The sequence below is a fragment of the Sphingobacterium thalpophilum genome (assembly GCF_901482695.1).
Lineage (GTDB): Bacteria > Bacteroidota > Bacteroidia > Sphingobacteriales > Sphingobacteriaceae > Sphingobacterium > Sphingobacterium thalpophilum.
The window spans coordinates 82338-104868 of sequence record NZ_LR590484.1; the positions used below are offsets into that span (position 1 = coordinate 82338).

The window sequence follows — 22531 nt, forward strand, 5'->3', positions numbered from 1 at the left end:
ACAAGAATAAAGAAAAAGATATTGTTGAATTTGTCACGCGAACAAAAAGAATAATCAGCATTGATATAGAAGCTTATCAATATGTATTGGCGAAAGTCCCTATTTCAAGTACAAATTGATCGAACTCGCCTCTGGGAACGGCGGCTTTATTTCTGATCTTGGTTCGATAATTATATACGGTGCTCATTGAACAGCGCAAAAAATTTGCAATTTTACCCGTGTCGTATATACCTAATCGTATCAATGCGAAAATTCGCAGCTCAGTATTTAATTCCCCTGGCTTTATTAAAAATTGCTCTCCATCAAGCAATAATTTATTAAACTCTTCAACAAAATCCGGATATAAATGCAGAAAGATACTGTCAAAATTTTTATAAAGTTGTTTTAGCTCTTCATCAACCAGGCGGCCAGAACGTAACATCTTCAATAATTCTTCCATTTTTCCTGAAGAAGCCGTTTTATGGAGCGTTTTTCTATAGTCTTCCAATTTATTAATATAATCGGAACAGAGGTCCAAGAAATTACCGATATATTCTTCTTTGATCCGATTCGCTTCAACCAGTTTATTATTGACTCCGATGACCTTTTCGTTGACAACCTTTAAATCAAAATTGAGTTTTTCTAAAAGTTCATTTGTTTTGCTGATCTCTATTCGCCCCTGTTGTAATTTTTTCATCTGTCTAAGTACATATATTACTGCAGTTGCCAAACAAATAGATAGAACACTTATGACAATAAGATAGAACCATAATTGTTCACGCTGCTTATTTATTCTCGCTTGATGAGCGGCATCAATGATCGGAAACATTTTGGAAATAACTAAGGTACGCAAAGGAGCATTACAAAAAATAGCATCGTCCATTGAATATTTGATGTATTTATAGGCGTGGTCTAAATCTCCGCTCTGATAAAGTGCTATGGCTAAAGCCTGAAGAGATGTATTTTCCTTAACCGCATTCTCAATATCTGAAATCGCAGAAAGCGCAAAATATATGCATTCCTTTTCAGTATCCCCTTCGTACCGATATACGTTTCCTATCGCGGACGTTACCATAGCATGTTCATGGCTTCTAGGATCGACATTCTCTAACTGTTTTAACAATATCTGACGAGCTTCCGAAAACCGCCCGACTAATGCTAGTTTTTCAGCATAAATAGCTTGGTACCGCTTCGATTGTCTGTCGAGTATATTTAATAAAGAATCTCTATATAATCCACTCATATGCTCATATTTACCTGCCAATGATGTGTTGTAGGTAGATATATTATTATAAAGATCTTTTCCCAGTTGATAGTAATCTGTTTTTAAACGATAATTTAGTGCTTTACTGGGGATAGAATTGAGCAACTTTTCCGCTTCAAGATACATTCCGGAAATTGCATATAGAGAGACCCGTTGTAATTTTGTCTCGGTAATCATCGCTGTATTTCCTATTGAATCTGCTATCCTCATATTGTGTTCGACATAACGGACAGCGGAATCTGTCTTATATGAACGATATTCATCACATAATGCTTTATTAACTGCATATACATCTGACATAGACCGGTCCCGGCGTATCAATCGAGCCTTCAGCTGATCAATTTTCCGTTCTTTCCGATCCATATACAATTTATTATTTTGTATGGTTTGATCAAGTTCCTTCAATAAGGAGTTCAGATCTGACTGAGCAAAAGCATAAGAAGACAGACTCGAGAATAATATAAGAAAGAGAGATTTAATCATTTTTTTGACAATTTAAACAGCAGCGCCGATCATCTCCGTTATCATCGTTTCAAAAATGTAACAATATGCCCAAACAATTTGGTATCATAATTTGAAAACGAACAAATTTCCCAATTGGTTAATTTACCTGAACAAGCTACTTAATAACTGTATTCTAGTGGCCTACTTAAGTCAAAGATATCATGGATTATAATTAAATAAAAACTTGTATAGAAAAAAGGAGTTAAAAATACCCATATATATTTGGCTACAAACATCTTACATAAACAAAAAATAGTAAAATTGTAGTTATAAGGTTGACATTTATGTTTGCAAATCGAGGGGAACCCGAATAAGAAAACAAAATTAACTTTCTCATACCTTATGATTTAGATAAACAAAAAACAGGCAAATAGAACTACAAAGGGAATCCCACATAATTCTATCTGCCTACTCCTTAGCTATACCCCGATATCGCCGGAACGCATTCCTTATCAAGAGCATAGTTTTGTCCATTTTTTTCTAATGCCATACAGAAACAACAGCACCAGAACCAATAATGCACCCCATTGATAAGGAAGCTTGTACGTGGTATTTTCCAACTGCGCCACACGATCTTTGTTCTCCTTGGAAAGTTCTGAATCCACGGACGTTTTCTGCTGCTGCACACTGTTGCTCGCCCTTGACTCTTTCAGCAGCAACCGTCCGCCCTGACTGCTCAGTCCACTATCGGGGTGAAAGCGGAGACCACTATCTGTCCAGAAGTACCAGGACCGTGTAAGACTATCCCGACTCTGCGTATATAGCCACTGGGCGAAGGTATTCTTTTGCTGCTCCCTCATTGAAGACTGCTGCTCGCTTTTGCTCTTGTGCTGAAAGAGCCTACAGGCCGTCAATACCATGAGGAGCAACAGAACCCATGCTCTCTTTTCCATCACATCCCTCCTTTCAGTCCAGCCAGTTCGCGAAAGCATGTATGGTCGCGAGGGAGCGCCGCTTTGAAAGTACCCGGTCGTCGACGTTCCCCTCGATGGTCAGCAGCCAGGGGCCCTGCCGATCGCGGACGAGGCCCACGTGGTCGATGCGGCGTAGGCTGCTATTGTAGATGCCGAATAGATCGGCAGGCCGTACGAGCCCCCGGCTGATCTGCCCGGCGGTATAGCGCCGGGCCATGGGGAATAAAGCCGGGCTCCAGGGACTGCGTGGCGCGGAGAGCCCCGCCTGCCCGTAACACCAGGAGACGAAGGCCGCACACCAGGCATAGCCCTTGCCCAGCCCAGTATACGCCAGATATTCCTCGACGCGGGGACCGTCATTGTTGCCTGTCGCTTCGCTGACGCCGAGCTGGCCGGCGGCAATATCCATGATCCTGTCGCGCAGACCGGGGGCGAGCCAATATTTCTGGGAGTTGTGGGCCAGCACAGCTTCGGAAGCTGCCACGATACGTTGCTGTGGGTGGGCCGCAGCGGATACCCTATAGCTGTCAGCAAGGTGCCGCTGTGTTACAGCAGGATGGCCAGTGTGCCCAATACCGTGCAGAGCGACAAGAAGAAGACCGAAAAATAAATAATGCATTGTTGCCATGATGTCAATTGATTAAAGTGATAACTAAAATCCTCGCGGAAGAATTTAAAGGGTTTCCATAGGATCTCCTGCAGCCAGCAGCAACAGTAGATGGCCAGCAGTGCGGCCAGCACGGCAAAAAGCAGTACCGACAGCACACCGATGTCCAGTATACCAGCCGTCGGATGCAAAGCTTGCAGCAGGATCCCAGCCGCGATAAAAAAGACCAGCAGACAGGCGACGACGATGCCGAGCAGCTGCTTTGTGCTTAAAGGCCAAGCCATATCCTCGATAGGCCAGGCGGTGTGTTTTTGTAGTGTATTCATTTTTATACATTAGACCTGTAATTCGTACAAATTGGTTCATTGAAAAGAGGCCCTCCCGCAGGAGCAGCCTCCATTCGTTAAGTGGCTTACGTCAATGTAAACTCACCCAGATACTGGCTACTTGATGTCGTAACCCCATCGCGGTGAATGTTGAACGACCAACCGACAATCGTCTTGCCGCTGTAGCTGTCGGGCAACGTAATATCCATTGCAGCGTCAGCTCTCGTCGCCCCTTCGTAAGCAAAGAAGATATTATCCGCTTCATCGTAGAGTATCACCAGAATCTGATCATCGTCAAAAGCATTGAACCTGTTGGCGATCGGATCCCAGTTCAAACTCAGCACCCTTGGCGCCGACTCCGTAGCCTGGAGGCCGATGGAAGCTGCCAGACTACCGCTGGCAATTTTAACCGCAGCGTAATCTATCGTAAAATCGGGGTAGGTACCCTGAAACGCATTGTTGATCAATTGCTGGAAAGCGACGTTGTAACCCGTTTTGTTTCGCTGTTTACTGTCTGAAAACCCGAGCATCAACACATCCTTAATCGACTTGAGAAAGCTGGTCGTCATACCAAATTTCATGCGCTGTGCCATCTGATCTTCAGAAGCAGCCTTTGAACTCTTTTTTGGAAGGGAGCGTACATAGTCAATACCGCGCCAGGATGCGCCGACAATGCTGCCGACTTTGCCCTGATAAGACCCATGTATTCCTTTTATAAATCTTGCCATGTTATTAAATTTTAAATTTGTTAAACCATATGCGGTGCTGCAGGCAACCACGGATATCGATATCATGGCACTAAGGTAGCGGGGCATACCGGCTATTTACGCGTAATGGCGTCATCTGACGCCATTTGTCCGAGTTTGCCTGTTTCGGTGACAGAAAAGACAGATCCCATATCTGTTTTGCAGCAGACAAGCTAACATTTGCAGGCGATACCGCTACATCCTGTCAGGTTTAAACATGGGTTATTTTAGTCCATTACTTCGCCATCCAAACAAAAAAACAGGCTGCCTGTGAGAGACCGGAAGCAGAGAATCAGCAGAGAAATAGCAGACAAACAGCAAAGGAATACCAGAGAATAAGCAAAGGATAAGCATAGAAAAAGCAAATAATTAGCGAAGAAAGATCATGGAAAAAGTGAGCTAGCCTACCAGCATGCCCAAAGGAAAGGCAGATAAAAGCCAAAGGAACAACAACCAAGCGCCACAAAAAAAGGCCGGTCCCCCTCGAACCAGCCCATTTTTCCACCTGCTAATCAGAGCAGTCCCTTTGCAATGCTACGCTGTATGGCATCATGCAGATCCGCTTCGCGATAGTAATGTTTGTTCCCCAGACAGATCGGTCTTAAGATGCCCGATTTTACCCATCGATTGTAGGTGCGTTCCGAGATCCCCAATCGTGACACCACAGCCATGCGGGTCATGAGTTGGTCGACAGGTCCGACATCCTTACGATCAGATACGGAGAGAATGTGGTGTGCTGTCGCTGACAGCTTCTCGTTGATCTCGCGCAGCAATAGTACGATTTCCTCTAAGTGCGACATTTAAAAATTTCATTGGTTCATACCATGAAATGCGGGCAGCCATACCCTATGCTATAAATTGTTCTGTTTAAAGACCTCATACTGATGTCTAAAATTTTCTTTGCAAGATCTGGTCATGACAATACAGAAGTCGTTCCTCGGCTTCATCAAATAAACCTCGTTGGGACGCACCAGATCGACCTTGGCTAAGTTGACCAAGGTGTTCTTGCGGGGTCTGGAGAAGCGGTTGGCAGGGAGTTCGGCCTGCAGTGCCCGGAGATTTCCCTTAAACTGATGAACCTCTCTTTCCAGAAAAATATCGACGATATCCCCCTCCACCTCGGCATAAAAAATCTGATCGACCTCAATGGTAATCATCACATTTTGCAGGTTCTTTATCAGCAGGCTCTTCACATCTCTGCTCTGCTGCTCGTATTTCCTATCCACCATTTCCACCACATCCTGCATTTTGGCTTTCAATGTATTGAAGCTGATTTTTTTGCTAAAATAGCTGTAGATACCTGCCTCATTTGCGCTAAAAACATAATCAGCATACGCGGAGCAGGCAACAATAACAGGCGGATTGGGAATCAGCCCGGCCAGTTTAATACCATCGATATCCGCGCCGCTAAACTCCATGTCGAGCATCAAGATGTCCACCTCATTCTCTTTGAGGTATTCAAGCGCGTCGACCGGATTTTGAATCACCTTGATCTCCTCATCGATAAAGGGAAGCTCCCGCAGCGACATCATGATGTAGACCAATGTATCAGGCTGATCATCGACGATCAGTAATTTATAGCTTAATTTGTTCATTGCGCTTTAAAAATTCAAGTTTCAAATTGACTACGAAGATGTTACCCTCCCGTGCTATATCTACCGAGGACTGATAATTGACTTGCCCGAGCTTTGCTTTTAATAACATAAAGCCCGTTCCGGACTGAATTTCCTCGGCCTTTGGCAACCAATGATTCCGGCAGCTGAGGGATAACTGGACATCTGTATATTCCAGACGATACAGGACAGGGTGATCCACCGAAATACGCGCGTGTTTCAGGCAGTTCTCGAGCGGAAAAAAAAGTACACCTACTGGGATTTCCCTGTTCAGGTCGCCACTGCATTGCTGGGCAAATTGTATGGCCCCTTCGCCGTAGTAGAATTTTAGCAAGCGCACAAAACAGCCGAGGTGATCCATTTCCTCCCCCAGCGTATTGGATTTTGCCGGTTGCTCCACTTCGAGCAGATAGGCCAAAAATTGAATAATATCCCGCTTGGTGGTCATATCTTTGGGCACCTTGTTGACCAGCATTTCTCCGAACCTGCTCATAAACAAGGTCGTCAAAAAATGAGAGGTATACTTCATTGCTGCGGCGCGGTCACGGAATTGCTTCAGATTGCCGTTGAGCCGCCGTTTGTCTACAAGGAGCTTGTTCGCAAAATGAAGCAGGCTGGCTACCAATGCCAATCCATTCGCCGTCAGATAGCCCGAAACAAGCCTTGCACGAAATGCAGCCGTATTTTCGGGCAGGGTGATGTCAAAGAATACAACACCGACATGAGGCAGTACATCGTGTATCAAAAAATCAATAAACGGAATGAAAGTACAGGAGAGAAATACATAAATAAGGCTATTCAAGATGATCCTTTTCCACGATCTCCCACACGTGACGATCAGCGAGGAAATGGAGATACTGTACAGCAGATATAGACCAACGACGATAAAAACCTGAGCGAACGGGATGACACGATCATCCCGAAAATAGTTCAGACCACCTATAATCATCAAAAGAACAACGCAACAAAAAAGATGAAAATACACTAAAACAGCAATACTCCTCATTATAATAAAGGTCTAGAAACATAAATTTACCTTTATTTTTTATTTACTGCCACCTATAACTAAAATTTTTACGATAAAAGTAACCTTCACGACCCCTCAGGGTCAGCCTCAGGGCAGCAATATCCGCAGTGTCAGGCATCGTAATATTGTCGTCCCTTATCTCATAACAGTTCAACTCGTGGAGGTAGCCCCAGCATTCCCATCGCCAGGGATCAGTGCGTATTTCATCCGCCAAAAAGTCGTATAGCTGCTGCATGCACCGATAGATAAACACCTCCCGGCCCTCGTCCCCGCGTCTGCAGATTGCCGTGCCAAAGATCAACTGGTTCAGTCCATCAGTCGAACAATGAGTGACCGGCACCACAGGTATATTCAGCAGATAAGCGATCAGCGCAATGCCCGTACGTACATAAATAGTATTTTCCAAAAAGCCAATCTGTACCTTTTTATGCCTTGACTCAGACACACCGCTATTTCCATCGGCAAAGACCAAAACGTGCCTGCCTTCTACGACCGCACTACGGATTTTGAGCAGTACCTGTGGATCGCTGCTCATCAGATACTGATAAGTCAATCCATTAGCTTGCATCTCCTGCTGCATCCGCTGCAATTCGTCGCTTTGTGCCAGATAGACCTGCTCGTCCATCAAGATATCAAAATGAACGCTACGATCCGCCAATATACGCGGGATCTGCCCGTGCAAGCCCAGATGGTAGAGACAGATGATCTTTGGTCTGCCACCCTTGAGTTCGTTGATAGCTGTATCTTCCCAGGATTGTGCCGTACGAAAAGGACGAGGCCGGTGATACGCCTTCCATTTGTCGTACAGTCCATAATGGTCCTGCCAGGCTATAGCAGGTAAGTAATGGTGGATATGCGCCGAAAATAGCGCAAATTCCCAGTTATTGTAATTTGTTGACATGGCTGTTGTATTATCTGGTTAATTAGGGAGCGGTCCCCTGACGGGTATCCGCTCCCTACAGGGTATAAGGCTGCATGTGGTTAGATCGTAAAGATCGGACATCTGTCACCGTTGGACACCTCTTCGGTCAAAAACGGCAACAGCTGTGCCCAGCACAATAGCTGAGTGCGGTCCAAAGCTACTTCCATACCATTTAAAATCTGATCATTTGTTGATTCCATTTCATAGTATCTTCAAGTTTTACCATATTCGGACCAAGGGCTGTACCTTCCCCTAGTCTGAACTTTAATTACTCCATATCGGATCCAATGGCCGCAAATATGTCAGAGCACAGCAGCGATTTCAAAAAAAATTGTACATACGCGGGATTTTGACAGTTGGCGACCAGGTAGCGACACCATATGTCAGTTAGCGTACCAAAATGTCAATTGCCTTAGAATATTGGTCATTTACAGCCAAATAAATGTCATGTGCAGTTTTATTTGCCGTCCACCTGACAATCTTCTAAAATCATCATTTAACTAATTATCAAACCAAATGGAGCGATCTTATCAATTCAGATTACCGGAGGATTTTAAAGGTACAGACCGTCCTCAAATGGCATTCAGCTATCCGATCCGCCATGCGCAGCAATTACACTGGCAGTCGGGGCACAACCAGATCAGTGAACAAGTGTTTGACGGCCGTTACGTCTATCTGTATTACTACGAATACTGGATAGCCGAGGCTATGGATATCCCGATAGACATCACCATGCCTGATGTACATCTTATCTACCCATTATTCACTGACGAAAAAATTTATGGTCAGCGCATAGGCCATGGCTTTACCTTTGAGCTATCATCGAGCAGAGGTGCTTTTTTCTATCTTTCTACGGGGTATTATAAGCTGCAGCTCCCTCCCGGGCATCATATACTCGTCGGCTTCATTATGGATGGCGGTATGATCAGGCCACCCGTCATTCAGCAGTTCGGTTTTATCGAGCATCTTATACAAGCCAAAAAAAATCGACATTCATTGCCGCTCAAAAGTGTGGATTTTCGGGTCGGCCCCATTACACTAAAATACCTGCAGATTCTATTTGGCCGGATCAATCCGTATACGCTTAAAAACGAACAGATGCTGCTCAAGCATCTGATTTTTCTGATCGATCTGTCGCGTTTTAAGCTTCCCGATGCCCAGGACGTTTCCTTACCGTTGGCCGAACGTGCCCGGCAGCTACTCGAACATATGGTCTTTCAGCTTGGCGCCCGGGCGCAGATCAAAGAAGTCGCCCAGATCCTTGGCGTCACACCGGAGCAGCTGAGCCGAAGTTACCAGGCCCGGTTTGGCATCAGGCCCCTGGACCATCGCAACCAGCTGCTACTCATCCGGATTGAGCAGCTCATCGTCGAGGATGATAAGCTCGCGACCACGGCAGATGAAGCCGGATTCAGCGGTCCCAGTGAGATGAACCGCTTTATCCGTCACATGGCCAATATGACAGCGAGCCAGTTTAAAATTGCCGTCGAGAAAAAACTCAATCTGTAAACTCAATAACCGATAAACTACAACATGAAATTTAACAGCAACAAAAAACTAGCTATCAATGTCACCCTATCCATTCTGCAGGATCTCTACGATGCTATCCCGCAGCTGATCAAACTGCTCACTCCATCAGGATGGAAAGATGGAAGGCTTCATCAGGAGATGATGGCCCACCGCCAGATACAATACAACGAATTCATAAAGAATGAAGCAGCCCATTGGAAAAAAATGTCCAGTAGCCCATATCGGCCTGACACTAGCCATGCTGGATTTGAGGAAATCAGTTTTGATGAGTACTTTTACATTACTTTTCCACCCCTCTATAACGATAAACTCGAGCTGTTCTATATCTTAGGTTTCCTGCTGCTTGATATCACCTATGTTTCTACTCTTTACTATCCCAGTGATCCTCACGAATATTACTACTTCGAGGGACTGGATATAGAGCAGCTGATCTTACAGATAGCTTACCGGGACAAGCAGATCCCAGCAGAAAATGCCAAAGTCATGATAGCGGTCTTTCCGCCCCCCTATCTGGATGACATGGATCTCCATCATTGTCTGGAGACCGTATTCGCTATCTTCATGAAGCACGGGCTACGTCTCGACTATTGGGACGATGATCTGCTGCAGATCATGAGACTTCAGGAGCGATATGAAGAACTCTTTTATAGCAATCTTAGGCATGAGGAGAAACAAATGCGAGTTGAGAAAGTCCGGACAGAGATCTGCAGCATCATTGCAGATATTGCAAAAGATGCTGTAGACCCGCTTGATTTGCCTGCAATTATTGATCTTTTCAATCGCCGCAAGATATGCCCCATCGTCCTTGCTTACCTGCACATCTACGAAGAGTTTCCGAGGGGCTACCCCTATCTGCTGGATGACTATGAAGAGGAATGAGCTGATCATAAGATCAAGTTCGGCCTATCGAAAGTCAAGTCTGGCCTAACACTAGGACGGTATAAGAAGGTAATTTAGTGTTGTAAAGTTTTTCGAGCAAAAAAAACCATTACTGCTACCGATGCGAAGAATTGGGAGCAAATATTTACAAACCAAATTAAACATACGATGTATGAAAAAAATTAAAAAAATGGTATTGTCTCTTCTGGGAGGAGGCGCTACCGCAGGAGCGATTGCTTTAGTATTAATGTCTGCAGGTTTAAAAAAGGAAGAAACCAACAAAGTTGCTGACCTTCATTGGTTCGAGGTGACTCCATCCGGAAACTTTGGTTCTGCCATTCCTACTGGTGAAGATGGATTACCACAGCTTCAATGTACAAGCACAATTCCTACGACACTTTGTGCTGTTGGGCTTACGGACGAACAAGTAGATGGCATGGGCAATCCGGACATTTCATCCCCAAATGATGCAGATAATAGTAACAAACGTTATAAAGATGAACAATAAGATTTTATAACGAGTATCTGCAATTCAGCCTAGTAGGATTTACTAGGCTGATTTTTTAGTTCAGTTATTTTCATATCCACCAAAATCAATTGCTGCTTTCGGAAATGGAAAAACAAAACGTTTATCCATAGGCTTCAATTCAAACACTTGTGCATCCAAATTACGAACGATTTTGATATTATCTTTATCGAGGACGTTATACCTTCTGATGTCACTCCATCGGATTCCTCTGAACAATAATTCCTTCCTTCGTTCCTCTTTAATCTTCGCCAATAACTGCTGTTGATCATCTGAACCGAGTTCAATATTATTATTTCGATACCGATTCGTTAATAGATTAAGCAGATCCGTTTTTCCCGCAGCAATATTTTTAAGCCTCACATTAGATTCGGCACGGATTAAAAATAGCTCAGCAGTAGTGATACCTCCAAAAAGTATGGCACTTCCAGCAAATGACCCTTTAAAAGTATATCTATCGCCAGAAATCTTAAAATAAGCAATCTTCCTCAAGTCATTAATTTCGTACTGTTGATATAATTCCTCCGAGACGAGCGCATTATTTTGCGTCATCCCAGCGGAAGAATATAGTGTAGCGTGAAAAATCACTTCCTTGTTAAACATGGCAAATGGAAAACTTGCTGTTAAGTTTAATTCATTTAAATCCTGTAGTTCATGCTGTAGTATTAGGCAGGAGTCCGCGTATTTCAGACTATTATCGTAATCTCCCATCTGTAGATAAACTTTGGCAAGCATACCATAAGCTGCGGCTTTAGATGGCCGGGTTTTTACAGAAACAGTAGCCGGTAACAATACAGCTGCTGCATGCAGATCGTCAAGCATCTGCTTGTAAGTGGCCGACAATATACTTCGATCCACATGGATATTCAGGTCCGAAGTCAATCTAATCGGCAGACCGAGATCGGCTTCACCCAATTGCGGATCGTATTGCTTGCAAAACTCCTGGGCCAGCTGGTAGTAGCACGATCCTCGGTAGAATAAAGCTCCGCCTTTGGTATTATCAAATTCATTACGCTCAGCTATGTTTACCTTATTCTGATCCAAAGACGACAGGCCATCCAAGACCACATTGGCGATATATATCTTACGGAATCCCTCTGTCCAGTCTACAAATTCGTCATTTATGACCTCCAATTCATCGGACCAAATATAGGTGTACTTATAGAGGTTTGTGAGATTCTGCCAACGTGAAAAAATTATTTCATAATCGTCACCTGCATATTCACCCATAATCGGTTGCCCTGCATTTAATACCGATGTGTTATCCAATAGCGCCTGATAATCTTTCACAGTCGAGGGTACGTTTTTCCGTTTATCATACTTCGCATTTAAAAAATCTTCCTTGCAGGATAGTAATGAAAAGAGACTGGCTATCACCAGAAAGCATATGGTTGTTAGAAATTTCATGTTCATCTGTTTATTTTATTATAAAACATCTATTTCGGTTTATTAAAAATTTGCCTGCAGTCCAAAAGAATAACTTGGCCGGGCAAGAATGACCGTGGTCGGATAATCTGGATCTAGGCCCTGTTTATTTTTACGCCATAAGATTCCCAAATTGGCGCAATACATATTTAAGCGCAATGACCGAATACCAATCCTATTTAAGTGTTCTCCGCTAAAATCATAGCCCAATTGTATATCCTGCAAACGTATATGATCACCTTTTTCAACCAGTTCGGCCGAACGTTCAAAAATCAGTGCACGATTGATATCATTGAACTGCTTGGGAAAAGAGGGAATCTGGCTGGTTAGCTCATCACCAGGCTGCCGCCACCTTTTTTCATAATCCTGATGACCGGCCCCATTGTAAAAAAGGTTGTAATAATTGATTGAATTCCTACGGAAGTAATAACCCAGCTTAAATGTCAGATTGAAACTAAGGGAAAATTGAGCATAAGAAAAACTATTTCTAAGACTTCCGAATACCGGAGCGCTCTGTGGGCCATGGTAAATAAGATCATCCAAGCCTAACGAATTTATATAGGCTGTATATTCCTTACCAATCGTATTGTTATAGTTCACCAGCGGATCACCCGTACTCGGCTCCAATCCTTCCCATGCAAAACTATATAAACCATAGCGTGGCCTGCCCAAAATTGGTGGGCTATAGGTTGTGAAATAAGTAGCGAGATTAGTATTGGTTGTCTTAAAATCAGTGACTTTATCGCGCACAAAAGATAGGAGCAGTTCCGAATTCCATTTAACTCTACCTATTAGATTACGTGTATTCAACTTCATATCCGCCCCTTTTGTTTCCATTGCAGCATAGTTGGTTTTCATGGCCGGATTGCTGCCCATAAAATAGCCGAGAGTAGGATCGATCGCCACCTGCCCAATCAGATCGGAAGACTTCTTTTGATAGTAATCAACATTTAGACTGACCCTATTTTCAAGAAACGAGAGATCAAACCCTAAATTGGTCTGTTTCACCTTTTCCCAGCGCAGCGAAGGATTTGCTGGGCTTGATATCGTGCCTTGTAATAGTCCCGTAGTTGAATTATTGGCATAAGACACGGTCGTAAAGGTTGATACCGATTTATTGACATTGCCACTTTCACCATAAGATGCACGCAGGCGCAGTAAAGGCAACCAGGAAAGACGATAAAAATGCTCCTTATCGATCTCCCAGAGTCCACCCACCGACCACAGGGGAACTCCACGCTGATTGGTCGATACCCCAAACAAGTTTGACTCGTCTTTACGGATACTTGCATTGAGCGTGTAGCGATCAAGGTAAGAATAGGTCGCATTGGCGTAATAAGAGACAAAGCGGTCCAGATAATCCAACATTCCGGAGGGCGGTGCAGGCAGCTGGCTTGTTGTACCCCGCGGGCGTGTAGGGTATCGGTTGACAAAATCCAGTCGCGTAACCGAACTGACCACATCCGGATCAAACCCATACAAGGTTGAAAAATTACGAGTCATACGGGATTGCCTCACATCCAGACCCGTTATCGCTGACAGGGCATGATCATTCCACTTTTTATTATAATTAAGTTGCACACGGTAAGCATGGGAAACCGTGCGGTCATAAGTATCCCGAAGCTCATTTCCGTAGGGATAGATCCGGGTACCATCTGCTTGCGTATAGGTATTGACATAGTTACGGACATAATAGCTATCCTTGTCATAATCTATCCGCCCATTATCATCCAGCTTTTGGTACTGATAATTGAGATCGAGTGACAATGGCGCAAAGATTCGATACCGCAGCCCCGCATTCCATCTGATCGTATTATTTTCTTGTTGATTTTTCACCATATTTAATTCATCCAGTGGACGGTACGCCCAGTCCAGCAAGCCCTCCTTTAGCGCATTTTCGGTGACAAAGGGTCTATAGTTTTTGATGATCGGCAGGGCATTTCCTTCCTCATCCGCAAACTGCGCATAAGGATATAATTGTTTGCCCGTAACCTGCTGTATTGTCCCATATTCCAGCCCATTGTTATCCGAGAGGCTCTTGATCAAATTTATTTCTGTAGAAAACTCCAAATCCTTGGTCAACTTGATATTATTCATTGCCCGCAGGGTAATCCGTTGATAGCCACTTCCACGGACATCAGCCAAGTTTTTATCAAAGCCACCGGATACCACATATTTAAATCTCTCCGTACCACCATTCATCCCAAGGCTATACTGTTGATTGATCCGGTTACGATAGAAATATTTTTCATAATCATTGCGTACATCCAATTCAGCCCATTTATCCAATTGTGCAGCTACTTCATTCGGATCTATGCCCTTGTCCTTTGCCTGTTGCAGATATTCAACCACAGGGCTTAGCGCATTGAGGTTGGACTGCGCCGTATTATAAAAACCCTGATCAAATAGCAACCGCTCCACATCGATAAACGAGCGAGATGCTAAATAATTCTGATTTTTAAACAGGTCGGGCTTGGGGCTATAAGAGAGATTGGCCGAAAAGGAAACAGAATTCCCTTGATTATAACGTCCTTTTTTTGTTGTGATGACAATGACCCCATTTCCGGCTCTTGCACCCCAAATGGCCGATGCCGAAGCATCCTTCAACACCGTAATGCTCTCCACATCATTGGGATTGATACTGGCCAGGTCCCCTTCATAAGGAAAATTGTCGAGTACAATCAGCGGAGCCATATCCGATTCAATTGTACTTAGTCCCCTCACATTGAGGTTTAGAGGTTTACCGTTCGCGACGAGTGATGTCGGCTGGGAGACAGGAATATTATCCATTCTTCGGTCAAATAGAAGCCCTGATGTGACACCTTCTAGCCTTGCGATGACGTCGGTACCGATAGCTCGGTTCAGCAATGCACTATCGATAACCACAAAGGAACCCGGCACCTTACTTTTTCGAAAAGACTGATACCCCGTATACACCGTTACCTCGTCGAGCATGGTATTATTTTCAGTTAATAGTATCGTAGTGGTTGCTGATGATAGCCACAGTGTTTTCGGCCTGAAACCCATTGAGCGGACAATAACATGCAAGGAATCTTTTAGTGTTAGCGTAATGACACCATTGTCATCGGCCTTTAAAGAAGTCTTAGCATTCAAAAGATCCATTGTGGCATGCGCAATTGGCCTATGATCAGTTTCAGAAAGTATCCGAATTTGATGATTTGACTGTGCATAGCTGCGACTAAAGATTATCAGCAGCATACACAGTATGTAAATTATAGTTTTCATAAAATACTATCTTTTTAAATTTTCAAATACAAGCATATTTAGGGTAGCCTGACTACGCACGATTTTCAACCCATATCTGGCCAAATCTGAATTAAGCGCTTTCAGATTGCGTGCTAGATCCCGATCGACGGTCATCTGTATATCTATCGGGAAATCTATTTGCGTGCCATCGACTATGGGTATACCCAGATCAGGATTGATGTAATTTAAATTGGATATCAGGTCAGCGATCTTTACATTTCTATAATATATAAGTCTATTATCATCCCATATTTTAGGTTTCTCATTACCTAGATATTTTAGTTTATCCACCTTGGCAATCCTTTTCAGCGCCCATACAGGTACTTTTGTCCGCTTTACCATAGCTTTGACGTTCCATTTATCCATTAGAAACTGATTGATATCGTCAATCATCTGCCTTTTTATAGACTCCGTCCCCGTATTTGATCTCCTTTCTATGGCATAGCAATACCCATTTTCACGCAGCCAAACGGCACGTTCCATTTTATTTAAACTTTTAGCAGGCATCAGTATCCGATCTTTCACCGAGTCGGCGCAGTTAAATATCAGACGGCCTAAATGCCCTGACATGGGTATTTCACGTTGATTTGCCTGTACTAAAAGCGTAGCCAGGGACATATTCGTATAAAGGCGCGTACTATCCGTCTGTTGGACAAGATTGTCTGATAAACCTTGGATATATTCAGTCAGGATACTGCGTCGCAGGTATTTTTCAGTGGAAAACTTATAGTACTCCCCAAAAACTGGACAACTGCGTAAATGTTTAAATTAGCAGTTGAAAATGAAAAAGGAACGTAGAAAATTCAGTTCAGGCTTTAAGACGAAGGTAGCCATAGAAGCCATTAAAGAGCAACAGAGCATCCAGGAACTGGCGGCGAAATATGAGTTACATCCCACGCAGATCAACAGCTGGAAACGTGAATTTCTGGCCAATGCCGAACAGGTGTTCGCCAGTGAAAAGAGAGAAGAGAAAGATGATTCGAAAGAGAAAGAACTCTATTCCAAGATCGGTGAGTTACAGATCCAGGTGGATTTCTTAAAAAAAGTATTGGGGAAATGAGCATGGAAGCGAAACGCAAACTGGTTTCCCCGTCCGAAAAAAAGATCAGCGTTTCGGAGCAGTGCAAACTTATCGGCCTTCCGCGCAGTAATTATTACTACAGACCCAAAGGGGAATCGCTGTTCAACCAGAGAATAATGAGGCTGATAGATCGGAAATTCCTTGACTGTCCCTTCTATGGAGTGGAACGGATGACATCCTACCTGAAATATGACTTGGGTCATCCAGTGGGGGAAAAGCGGGTAAGACGTCTTTACCACATGATGAACCTGAGAGCTATCTGTCCGAAAAAGAACCTGAGCAAGGCAAATAAAGCGGATTACAAATATCCCTATCTGCTCAGGGGACTGAAAATCGAACGTGCAAATCAGGTATGGCAGGCCGATATCACCTATATCCCCATGTTCCGTGGCTTTATGTACCTGTTTGCCATTATTGATGTGTACAGCAGGAAGATTGTTGGCTGGTCTGTGGGCAATACCATGAACGTGGAATGGTGCAGGGATGTGTTATTGGAAGCCATAGGGACTTATGGTGTGCCTGAAATATTCAATACCGATCAGGGCTCTCAATTCACTTCTCCCGTATTCACCAAAGCGCTAAAGGATCATCATATCGAGATCTCAATGGATGGTAAGGGCCGTGCACTGGATAACATATTTATTGAAAGGTTCTGGGGATCAATCAAAAGGGAGAAAATCTATATCAATCCCCCTAATGGAGGGGTTGATCTCTACCGACAGGTCAGAGATTATATCGCCTTTTATAATTCTGAGCGACGGCACAAATCTATCGGTAGGGTTACACCTGATGAAAAATATGCAGATAAAGTGAAAAATGTATCTTAATTTAGTGAAATAGTTGTCCAACCAATGGGGAGTATCATAACTCTACCAGATTTTCATAAGCAGATTTGTTGGCATCAAAGATTAATGGGGCAACTTTTTCCGTCAGGTTTAGTGGCTCTGCTAAGGCTTTCTTAAAATAAGCGATATCATAATATTCATGCCCAGTAATGGCCATTACTTTCCCCTCCCGGATCCAGACCAGATGAGGCAATACCTGATGCGGGAAGTACCGAGAAAGCTTACTGTCTCCATAAATACAATAGAACCCCCAATGATTATCAGTCATTTTTTTCAATACCTTCTTTTCATCTTCATTTGAGACAGGTATAAATTCGATAGACTCATTGGATAAGGTTGCCTTGATACTATCAAGCTGATTGAGTCCTTTGATGCAAGGGCCGCACCAGGTCGCCCAGAAGTCCAAAATAATTAATTTTTTACCCCGGTAATCTTGAAGGGAGATGTTGGTTCTAGTAGCCTGATGGTTAGTGATCTTTAATGAAAGATTCCAAAGTTCTTCTGGAATGGTATGCCCTACTTTAAGCGGACTGATAAGAAGCCCATCAGCCCCGCTGTCCTTGCGGGGCGTCTGAGCTGATAAACTAAACATAGAAAACATTACAATACCCCAGATAAGGATTGGCAATTTTAAGCAGTTCGATTTCGTTTGTTCTAGGCAGGAGCATGGTGTACCAATAGGCAGTTCACTCCCACCCTTGTAAAAATGAGTCATTTTTAAAGGTGTTAATGTGGCTGTGACCTGCTGGGATTAGAATCCTTCGGATACAAACGCATCGCTTTGTTCCTAAGCCTAGCTCAGGTCACAAATAAATAATAAGGTTAATAAAAAATCGAAGGGCGTTTGAATGGTTAGTTCCAAGGTAAATAGTAGGATCGTCACGCACTTTACGATTGAAAAAGTCATATAGACTTTTCGCCTCGAGAGCTACTCCGGAGAACGGACTAAATTTTTGTAAAGCTGTTTTTTCATACTCGTTTTATTGGTTAAACGAGCCAAATCAAGAAAAACGGGGTGGCCTATTTTCCAACTGTTATCAGGCACTACCGCTAGGCCCAGAATCCAATTGTACAATAGGGCATCACCCCGTATTTTGCAATTATACAAAAAAATCGGGGAGAATTTCCCTATCGCCTTGGATTCTATCAATTGCGGTAGTTTTGATAACAAGGCTCGTATGTATTAATATCTTTCGCTTTTTTTCTAGTTCATCATCTATAATAAGACTACAATTATCAATCGATACACAAATATACAATATTAATATAATTAAATACAATTATTTTACAATTTATAATACAATACAAGTGATAGTATATTGCATTATAAGTTCAATAAAGTTGGAAAAGGATAATAAAACTATACATCGCGGTAAAATTCTCCATGAGATTTTAAAAAACCATCCGAGAAGAATCAAAGATATTGTGGAAGATGCGGGGTACAAATATGGCACTTTCTATAAACATAAAAATAACCCAGAATTATCTTTGGAAATTATTGCAAAATATGGAAAAGTAATAGATAAGGATTTTTCTGTAGAATTTCCAGAAATGGCGAATTTCCCATCCTTGGCCTTAGTTGAAACAAGCTTTTCGAATAGAGGTTCAGTAGACCTTAAGAAGGAGCTTGAAGATCTCAAAGAGAAATATTCTAGCTTTTTGAATAAACACAACGCTATTCTCGAAGCGAATATAGAACTAAGAGAAGAGAACATTAAGTTAAAGGAGCAGATAGCTGAATTAAAGAAAAAATAGAAAGACAGGCTAGGAAACAGTTATGCAAATCAATAAAATACATATAAAGAATTTTAGGGGTTTCGAAGAGAAAAGTTTTAATCTTAATCCTCACTTTACAGTTGCTATAGGAGATAACGGCACAGGAAAATCCACCTTACTGCAAGCTATTCAGGTTGCTGCAGGAGCTTTCTTCTTAGGACTACCCAAAGTCGTCAGTCGAAGGCATATTCAAGAAAATGAAATTCGTTTCGCAATCAACAGGATTTCAAAACAAGCAGAGTACTTTACACCGACAATAGTTGAAGCAACAGGTCAAATTAACGGAACTGATGAGATCATATGGAGGAGAGTTGTCTCAGAATATGGAAAGGCAAATTCAACAAAAAATGAAGATATCGGGACCATTAGGGATATTGCAATTAATTACACAAATGCTCTCAATTCGACTTCAAGACCTCAGCTTCCTATAATCGCATTTTATGGTGTAAGGCAGCTTGGAGGAAATGACATTCGAAAAAAAAGAGTTAAGAAAAACAGGCTTATTATACGTGATGGATATTATAATGCACTCGGCGCAAAGGTAGATGCTGACCCCGTTACTCAATGGTTTTATTATTATGATGAGGAACTCAAGGAAGACCGAGAATTTAAAGGGACATTCGAAGCGGTAATAGAAGCAATAGGTCTAGCAATCCCCTATCTAAAAAATATAGCATTCGATAATTTTAGGCTGGAACTGGTCGCTGATTGTGAAATCGAAGGGCAAGAAACAAGACGGCTACCGCATTCTCTCATGAGTGACGGTGTAAAGAGAATGCTAGGAATCGTGACAGATATTGCATATCGTTGCGCAATTCTAAATGGTTTTCTTGGCTATAAAGCAGTACAGGAAAGTCATGGGATAGTAATGATAGATGAACTCGATATGCATTTGCACCCTAATTGGCAGCGATTTGTTGTCAATGACCTCAAAAAAGCTTTTCCTAACATACAGTTTGTTGTAACGACCCACTCTCCATTTATTGTGCAATCTGTAGAGAGTGATGAATTGATCAATCTGGATTTCATTATGGATATTCCTCCAAATGAATTAAAAATAGACGAAGTAGCAACAGAAGTGATGGGCGTAGACAGCCCCTTTGCTATCGAAAACGAGGAAAAATACAAACATGCCAAACGGATTTTAACTATGTTAGAAGATGGAAGTAGTTCCAATGAGATTAATAAAGAACTTGATGAAATTACCGACCCAGGATTACGTGCTTTTCTGGAGTTAAATAAACTTTCAAAGGGAAAAAGATGAGACCATTAAATAAAGGGACTACGCCAACACTTGATGGAGAAGAGATCACCGTTAACAGCTATGGAGAATGGAGGAGGTTCTTAATTGAGAGGATCGGTTACTATTGTGCGTATTGCAATATTCCGCTCAGCCATAATCTAAACGTTGAGCATGTTGTTCCAAAGAATCCAGTTGAAGGTGCTGAAGCAGGAGATTCGCTTGCTTGGGACAATATGCTGTTGGCATGCGGTCCCTGTAATAATGCAAAAAGCAATCGTGAGATCAATGCTAATCGCTACTATTTACCCGAAGAGCATAACACTTTACTGCCTTTCACAGTAGGTGAGATCCCTGATAATCCAAATGCTGCAATCATTGCACCTTCACATGCATTGACTCTATCACAGAATTTAAAAGCTCAAGCTACGATCGAGCTATTCGGCTTAAATGAAATTGATAATCGCAATAAAGTTGTCGACATAAGGTGGAAGAAAAGAAAAATGGCCTTACAACTAGCCAGATCATCTTTCGCCTTATATTCTGAAATTAAAGTCTCAAATAGAGCACTTTTGCCCCATGCCGCTTCACACGTCGCGCGCACTGCCGCCGAGGTTGGCTTTTTCATTGTTTGGTTTGAGATTTTCAAAAATGAGCCATTAGTTTTTGAACAATTTTTGGTAAATGAAATACTACCAGGTACAGCACGAGATTGTTTCGCCGACGGTACTTTCGAATTGATACCTAAAAATCTTGAAAACGATAATGATAATATATAGTGGGGATTTCTGACACTGACACAACCCTTAAATCAATACCCATTTTGACCAATCTTAAACTTCGAATGATATTTAAGCGCAAAGCGTTACAAAAAATTATAATTCCCTAAAATAATAGCTCCGATTTTAATTACTCCGAATTCGAGGTAGACAGAAGAAGCAGTCGCAGTAAGATTTATTATATTTGCAGCAATGGAACGGTTGAACCGAACCATCAGATATAGTAGAAAATATAGGTTGTGAAGAAATTCAAATTGAAGAGTTATGGTCTATGAGAGATTAGTCGTCAAAAGTTTTGGCCCTTTATCAAATATTGATATAGAAATAAAAGATATTAACATTTATATTGGAGCTAATCTCAGCGGAAAAAGCACCATTACAAAGCTTTTATCAATTCTCAAATCTGGAATTTTCTTCAATGCCAACAATCGATTAGATACATTTAAAAGATCTCTCAGCAACTGCATATTCCGGTGATATTGACCCCTTTCCGGCGATACTGACCCCTCAGATTTTGGTTATCTGGGGATTATTACCAATAGCCTGACAATATTACCTTTTTTTTCTTAGACTTTCACCCTTAAGTTCAATTCGGTGAGAAGTATGTACAATCCGGTCCAATACAGCGTCCGCAATTGTATCTTCCCCAATCACATCATACCAGCTTGCGACCGGAAGCTGACTGGCTATAATGGTGGATGACCTGGCATGCCTATCTTCAATAATTTCCATCAGGTCCAGTCTTTGCTGCTGATCCAGATTTACAAGACCAAAGTCATCCAGGATCAGCAGGTCAGATTTTGCAATCCTGTCCAGAAGTTTGTGCATTGATCCTTCGAGTCTGGCAATCTTAGTTCGCTGGAGCAGCTTCTGTAGGTTGAAGTATAAGACCTTTTTTCCCTGTGAGCACGCTTTTAACCCAAGGGCTGAGGCCAGAAAGCTTTTTCCGCACCCCGTCGCGCCCGATATCAGTAGCGGCTCACCTCTTTCAATATACCCGCCAGTAATCAGGTCTGCAATCTGGGCTTTGTCCATACCGCGTTTGGGATCCATATTGAGCTCCTCAATCGATGCCTGATAACGAAAGGCAGCATTCTTTTTTAGTCTGTCAAACCGTTTTTCGTCCCTGCTGTCCAGCTCTGACTGCAGGAGAAGCTGCAATCCATCCTCAAAGTTAAGTTCTGTCATACGACGCGTTTCTACCAATGCTTTCCAGCTACGCTCCATACCCAATAGGCGGAGACTTCTCATGTTGTGTTCGATGTTCACTGTAATTGATTT

Annotated in this window: 23 protein-coding genes; 8 read left to right on the plus strand and 15 right to left on the minus strand. The window is 42.6% G+C overall.

Features of this window, described 5'->3' with window-relative positions; all coding sequences use genetic code 11:
- Nucleotides 1-76: 76 nt before the first annotated feature.
- From susR to FGL37_RS25305, 10 genes are all read right to left on the minus strand, one after another.
- A complete protein-coding gene (susR, locus tag FGL37_RS00240) occupies nt 77-1726 on the minus strand; it encodes a SusR family glycan utilization regulator (RefSeq protein ID WP_051606541.1) in 1650 nt (549 codons plus the stop codon).
- A 473-nt stretch (nt 1727-2199) separates the two neighbouring features.
- Complete coding sequence (locus tag FGL37_RS00245) at nt 2200-2640, minus strand: hypothetical protein (protein WP_028068755.1); 441 nt, start codon at nt 2638-2640, stop codon at nt 2200-2202.
- A gap of 13 nt (nt 2641-2653) precedes the next feature.
- Nucleotides 2654-3145: a CHAP domain-containing protein gene (locus FGL37_RS00250; protein ID WP_232048600.1), complete on the minus strand. Its 492-nt coding sequence runs from the start codon at nt 3143-3145 to the stop codon at nt 2654-2656.
- A 62-nt stretch (nt 3146-3207) separates the two neighbouring features.
- Nucleotides 3208-3594 (minus strand): hypothetical protein, encoded by a 387-nt coding sequence (locus tag FGL37_RS00255; RefSeq protein WP_028068757.1) that lies wholly within the window; start codon nt 3592-3594, stop codon nt 3208-3210.
- A gap of 86 nt (nt 3595-3680) precedes the next feature.
- Nucleotides 3681-4322, minus strand: coding sequence for a DUF6266 family protein (locus tag FGL37_RS00260; RefSeq protein WP_028068758.1), 642 nt, complete (start codon nt 4320-4322; stop codon nt 3681-3683).
- Between the two features lie 530 nt (nt 4323-4852).
- Nucleotides 4853-5140: a helix-turn-helix transcriptional regulator gene (locus tag FGL37_RS00265; RefSeq protein ID WP_028068759.1), complete on the minus strand. Its 288-nt coding sequence runs from the start codon at nt 5138-5140 to the stop codon at nt 4853-4855.
- Nucleotides 5141-5191: 51 nt separating this feature from the next.
- The gene (locus FGL37_RS00270) at nt 5192-5935 is read right to left on the minus strand and encodes a LytR/AlgR family response regulator transcription factor (RefSeq protein WP_028068760.1); all 744 of its coding nucleotides are present in this window, start codon (nt 5933-5935) and stop codon (nt 5192-5194) included.
- On the minus strand, nt 5916-6902 hold the full coding sequence (locus tag FGL37_RS00275) for a hypothetical protein (RefSeq protein ID WP_028068761.1): 987 nt from the start codon (nt 6900-6902) through the stop codon (nt 5916-5918). The genes FGL37_RS00270 and FGL37_RS00275 overlap by 20 nt, the downstream gene beginning before the upstream one ends.
- Before the next feature lie 100 nt (nt 6903-7002).
- Nucleotides 7003-7881 carry a lysophospholipid acyltransferase family protein gene (locus FGL37_RS00280; protein WP_028068762.1) on the minus strand — a complete coding sequence of 293 codons (879 nt, stop codon included), beginning with the start codon at nt 7879-7881 and terminating at the stop codon, nt 7003-7005.
- 80 nt (nt 7882-7961) lie between these two features.
- Nucleotides 7962-8102: a hypothetical protein gene (locus FGL37_RS25305; RefSeq protein WP_160169461.1), complete on the minus strand. Its 141-nt coding sequence runs from the start codon at nt 8100-8102 to the stop codon at nt 7962-7964.
- Nucleotides 8103-8418: 316 nt separating this feature from the next.
- Here FGL37_RS25305 and FGL37_RS00285 point away from each other — a divergent pair, with 316 nt between their 5' ends.
- The 3 genes from FGL37_RS00285 to FGL37_RS00295 all read left to right on the plus strand — a co-directional run bounded on the left by FGL37_RS00285 (nt 8419) and on the right by FGL37_RS00295 (nt 10819).
- On the plus strand, nt 8419-9411 hold the full coding sequence (locus FGL37_RS00285; RefSeq protein WP_028068763.1) for an AraC family transcriptional regulator: 993 nt from the start codon (nt 8419-8421) through the stop codon (nt 9409-9411).
- A gap of 24 nt (nt 9412-9435) precedes the next feature.
- Nucleotides 9436-10311: a hypothetical protein gene (locus tag FGL37_RS00290; protein WP_028068764.1), complete on the plus strand. Its 876-nt coding sequence runs from the start codon at nt 9436-9438 to the stop codon at nt 10309-10311.
- Nucleotides 10312-10483: 172 nt separating this feature from the next.
- Nucleotides 10484-10819 carry a hypothetical protein gene (locus FGL37_RS00295; RefSeq protein ID WP_028068765.1) on the plus strand — a complete coding sequence of 112 codons (336 nt, stop codon included), beginning with the start codon at nt 10484-10486 and terminating at the stop codon, nt 10817-10819.
- A 60-nt stretch (nt 10820-10879) separates the two neighbouring features.
- Here the strand turns inward: FGL37_RS00295 and FGL37_RS00300 are convergent, their stop codons facing one another.
- From FGL37_RS00300 to FGL37_RS00310, 3 genes are read right to left on the minus strand one after another with little or no spacing between them, the layout of a single operon-like run.
- Complete coding sequence (locus FGL37_RS00300) at nt 10880-12244, minus strand: RagB/SusD family nutrient uptake outer membrane protein (RefSeq protein ID WP_028068766.1); 1365 nt, start codon at nt 12242-12244, stop codon at nt 10880-10882.
- Between the two features lie 42 nt (nt 12245-12286).
- Nucleotides 12287-15508, minus strand: a complete 3222-nt coding sequence (locus FGL37_RS00305; RefSeq protein ID WP_081817787.1) for a SusC/RagA family TonB-linked outer membrane protein — start codon at nt 15506-15508, stop codon at nt 12287-12289.
- Between the two features lie 6 nt (nt 15509-15514).
- Nucleotides 15515-16012, minus strand: a complete 498-nt coding sequence (locus tag FGL37_RS00310) for a DUF3738 domain-containing protein (protein WP_138096611.1) — start codon at nt 16010-16012, stop codon at nt 15515-15517.
- 298 nt (nt 16013-16310) lie between these two features.
- Between FGL37_RS00310 and FGL37_RS00315 the strand changes: the two genes are divergently transcribed.
- Nucleotides 16311-16589 (plus strand): transposase, encoded by a 279-nt coding sequence (locus FGL37_RS00315; RefSeq protein ID WP_028071709.1) that lies wholly within the window; start codon nt 16311-16313, stop codon nt 16587-16589.
- The gene (locus FGL37_RS00320) at nt 16586-17437 is read left to right on the plus strand and encodes an IS3 family transposase (protein ID WP_028071708.1); all 852 of its coding nucleotides are present in this window, start codon (nt 16586-16588) and stop codon (nt 17435-17437) included. Before FGL37_RS00315 ends, FGL37_RS00320 begins: the two co-directional genes overlap by 4 nt.
- Before the next feature lie 34 nt (nt 17438-17471).
- On the opposite strand, the gene FGL37_RS00325 is transcribed toward FGL37_RS00320, so the two are convergent.
- Nucleotides 17472-18047, minus strand: a complete 576-nt coding sequence (locus tag FGL37_RS00325; protein ID WP_028071703.1) for a TlpA family protein disulfide reductase — start codon at nt 18045-18047, stop codon at nt 17472-17474.
- 749 nt (nt 18048-18796) lie between these two features.
- Between FGL37_RS00325 and FGL37_RS00330 the strand changes: the two genes are divergently transcribed.
- Genes FGL37_RS00330 through FGL37_RS00340 form a run of 3 tightly spaced genes read left to right on the plus strand, consistent with a single transcriptional unit; the run spans nt 18797 to nt 21250 of the window.
- Nucleotides 18797-19210: a hypothetical protein gene (locus FGL37_RS00330; RefSeq protein ID WP_037534258.1), complete on the plus strand. Its 414-nt coding sequence runs from the start codon at nt 18797-18799 to the stop codon at nt 19208-19210.
- Nucleotides 19211-19232: 22 nt separating this feature from the next.
- Complete coding sequence (locus FGL37_RS00335) at nt 19233-20495, plus strand: AAA family ATPase (RefSeq protein WP_028071702.1); 1263 nt, start codon at nt 19233-19235, stop codon at nt 20493-20495.
- On the plus strand, nt 20492-21250 hold the full coding sequence (locus tag FGL37_RS00340) for an HNH endonuclease (protein ID WP_028071701.1): 759 nt from the start codon (nt 20492-20494) through the stop codon (nt 21248-21250). Before FGL37_RS00335 ends, FGL37_RS00340 begins: the two co-directional genes overlap by 4 nt.
- 552 nt (nt 21251-21802) lie before the next feature.
- On the opposite strand, the gene istB is transcribed toward FGL37_RS00340, so the two are convergent.
- Nucleotides 21803-22519 (minus strand): IS21-like element helper ATPase IstB, encoded by a 717-nt coding sequence (gene istB, locus FGL37_RS00350; protein ID WP_197734425.1) that lies wholly within the window; start codon nt 22517-22519, stop codon nt 21803-21805.
- Nucleotides 22520-22531 lie beyond the last annotated feature (12 nt).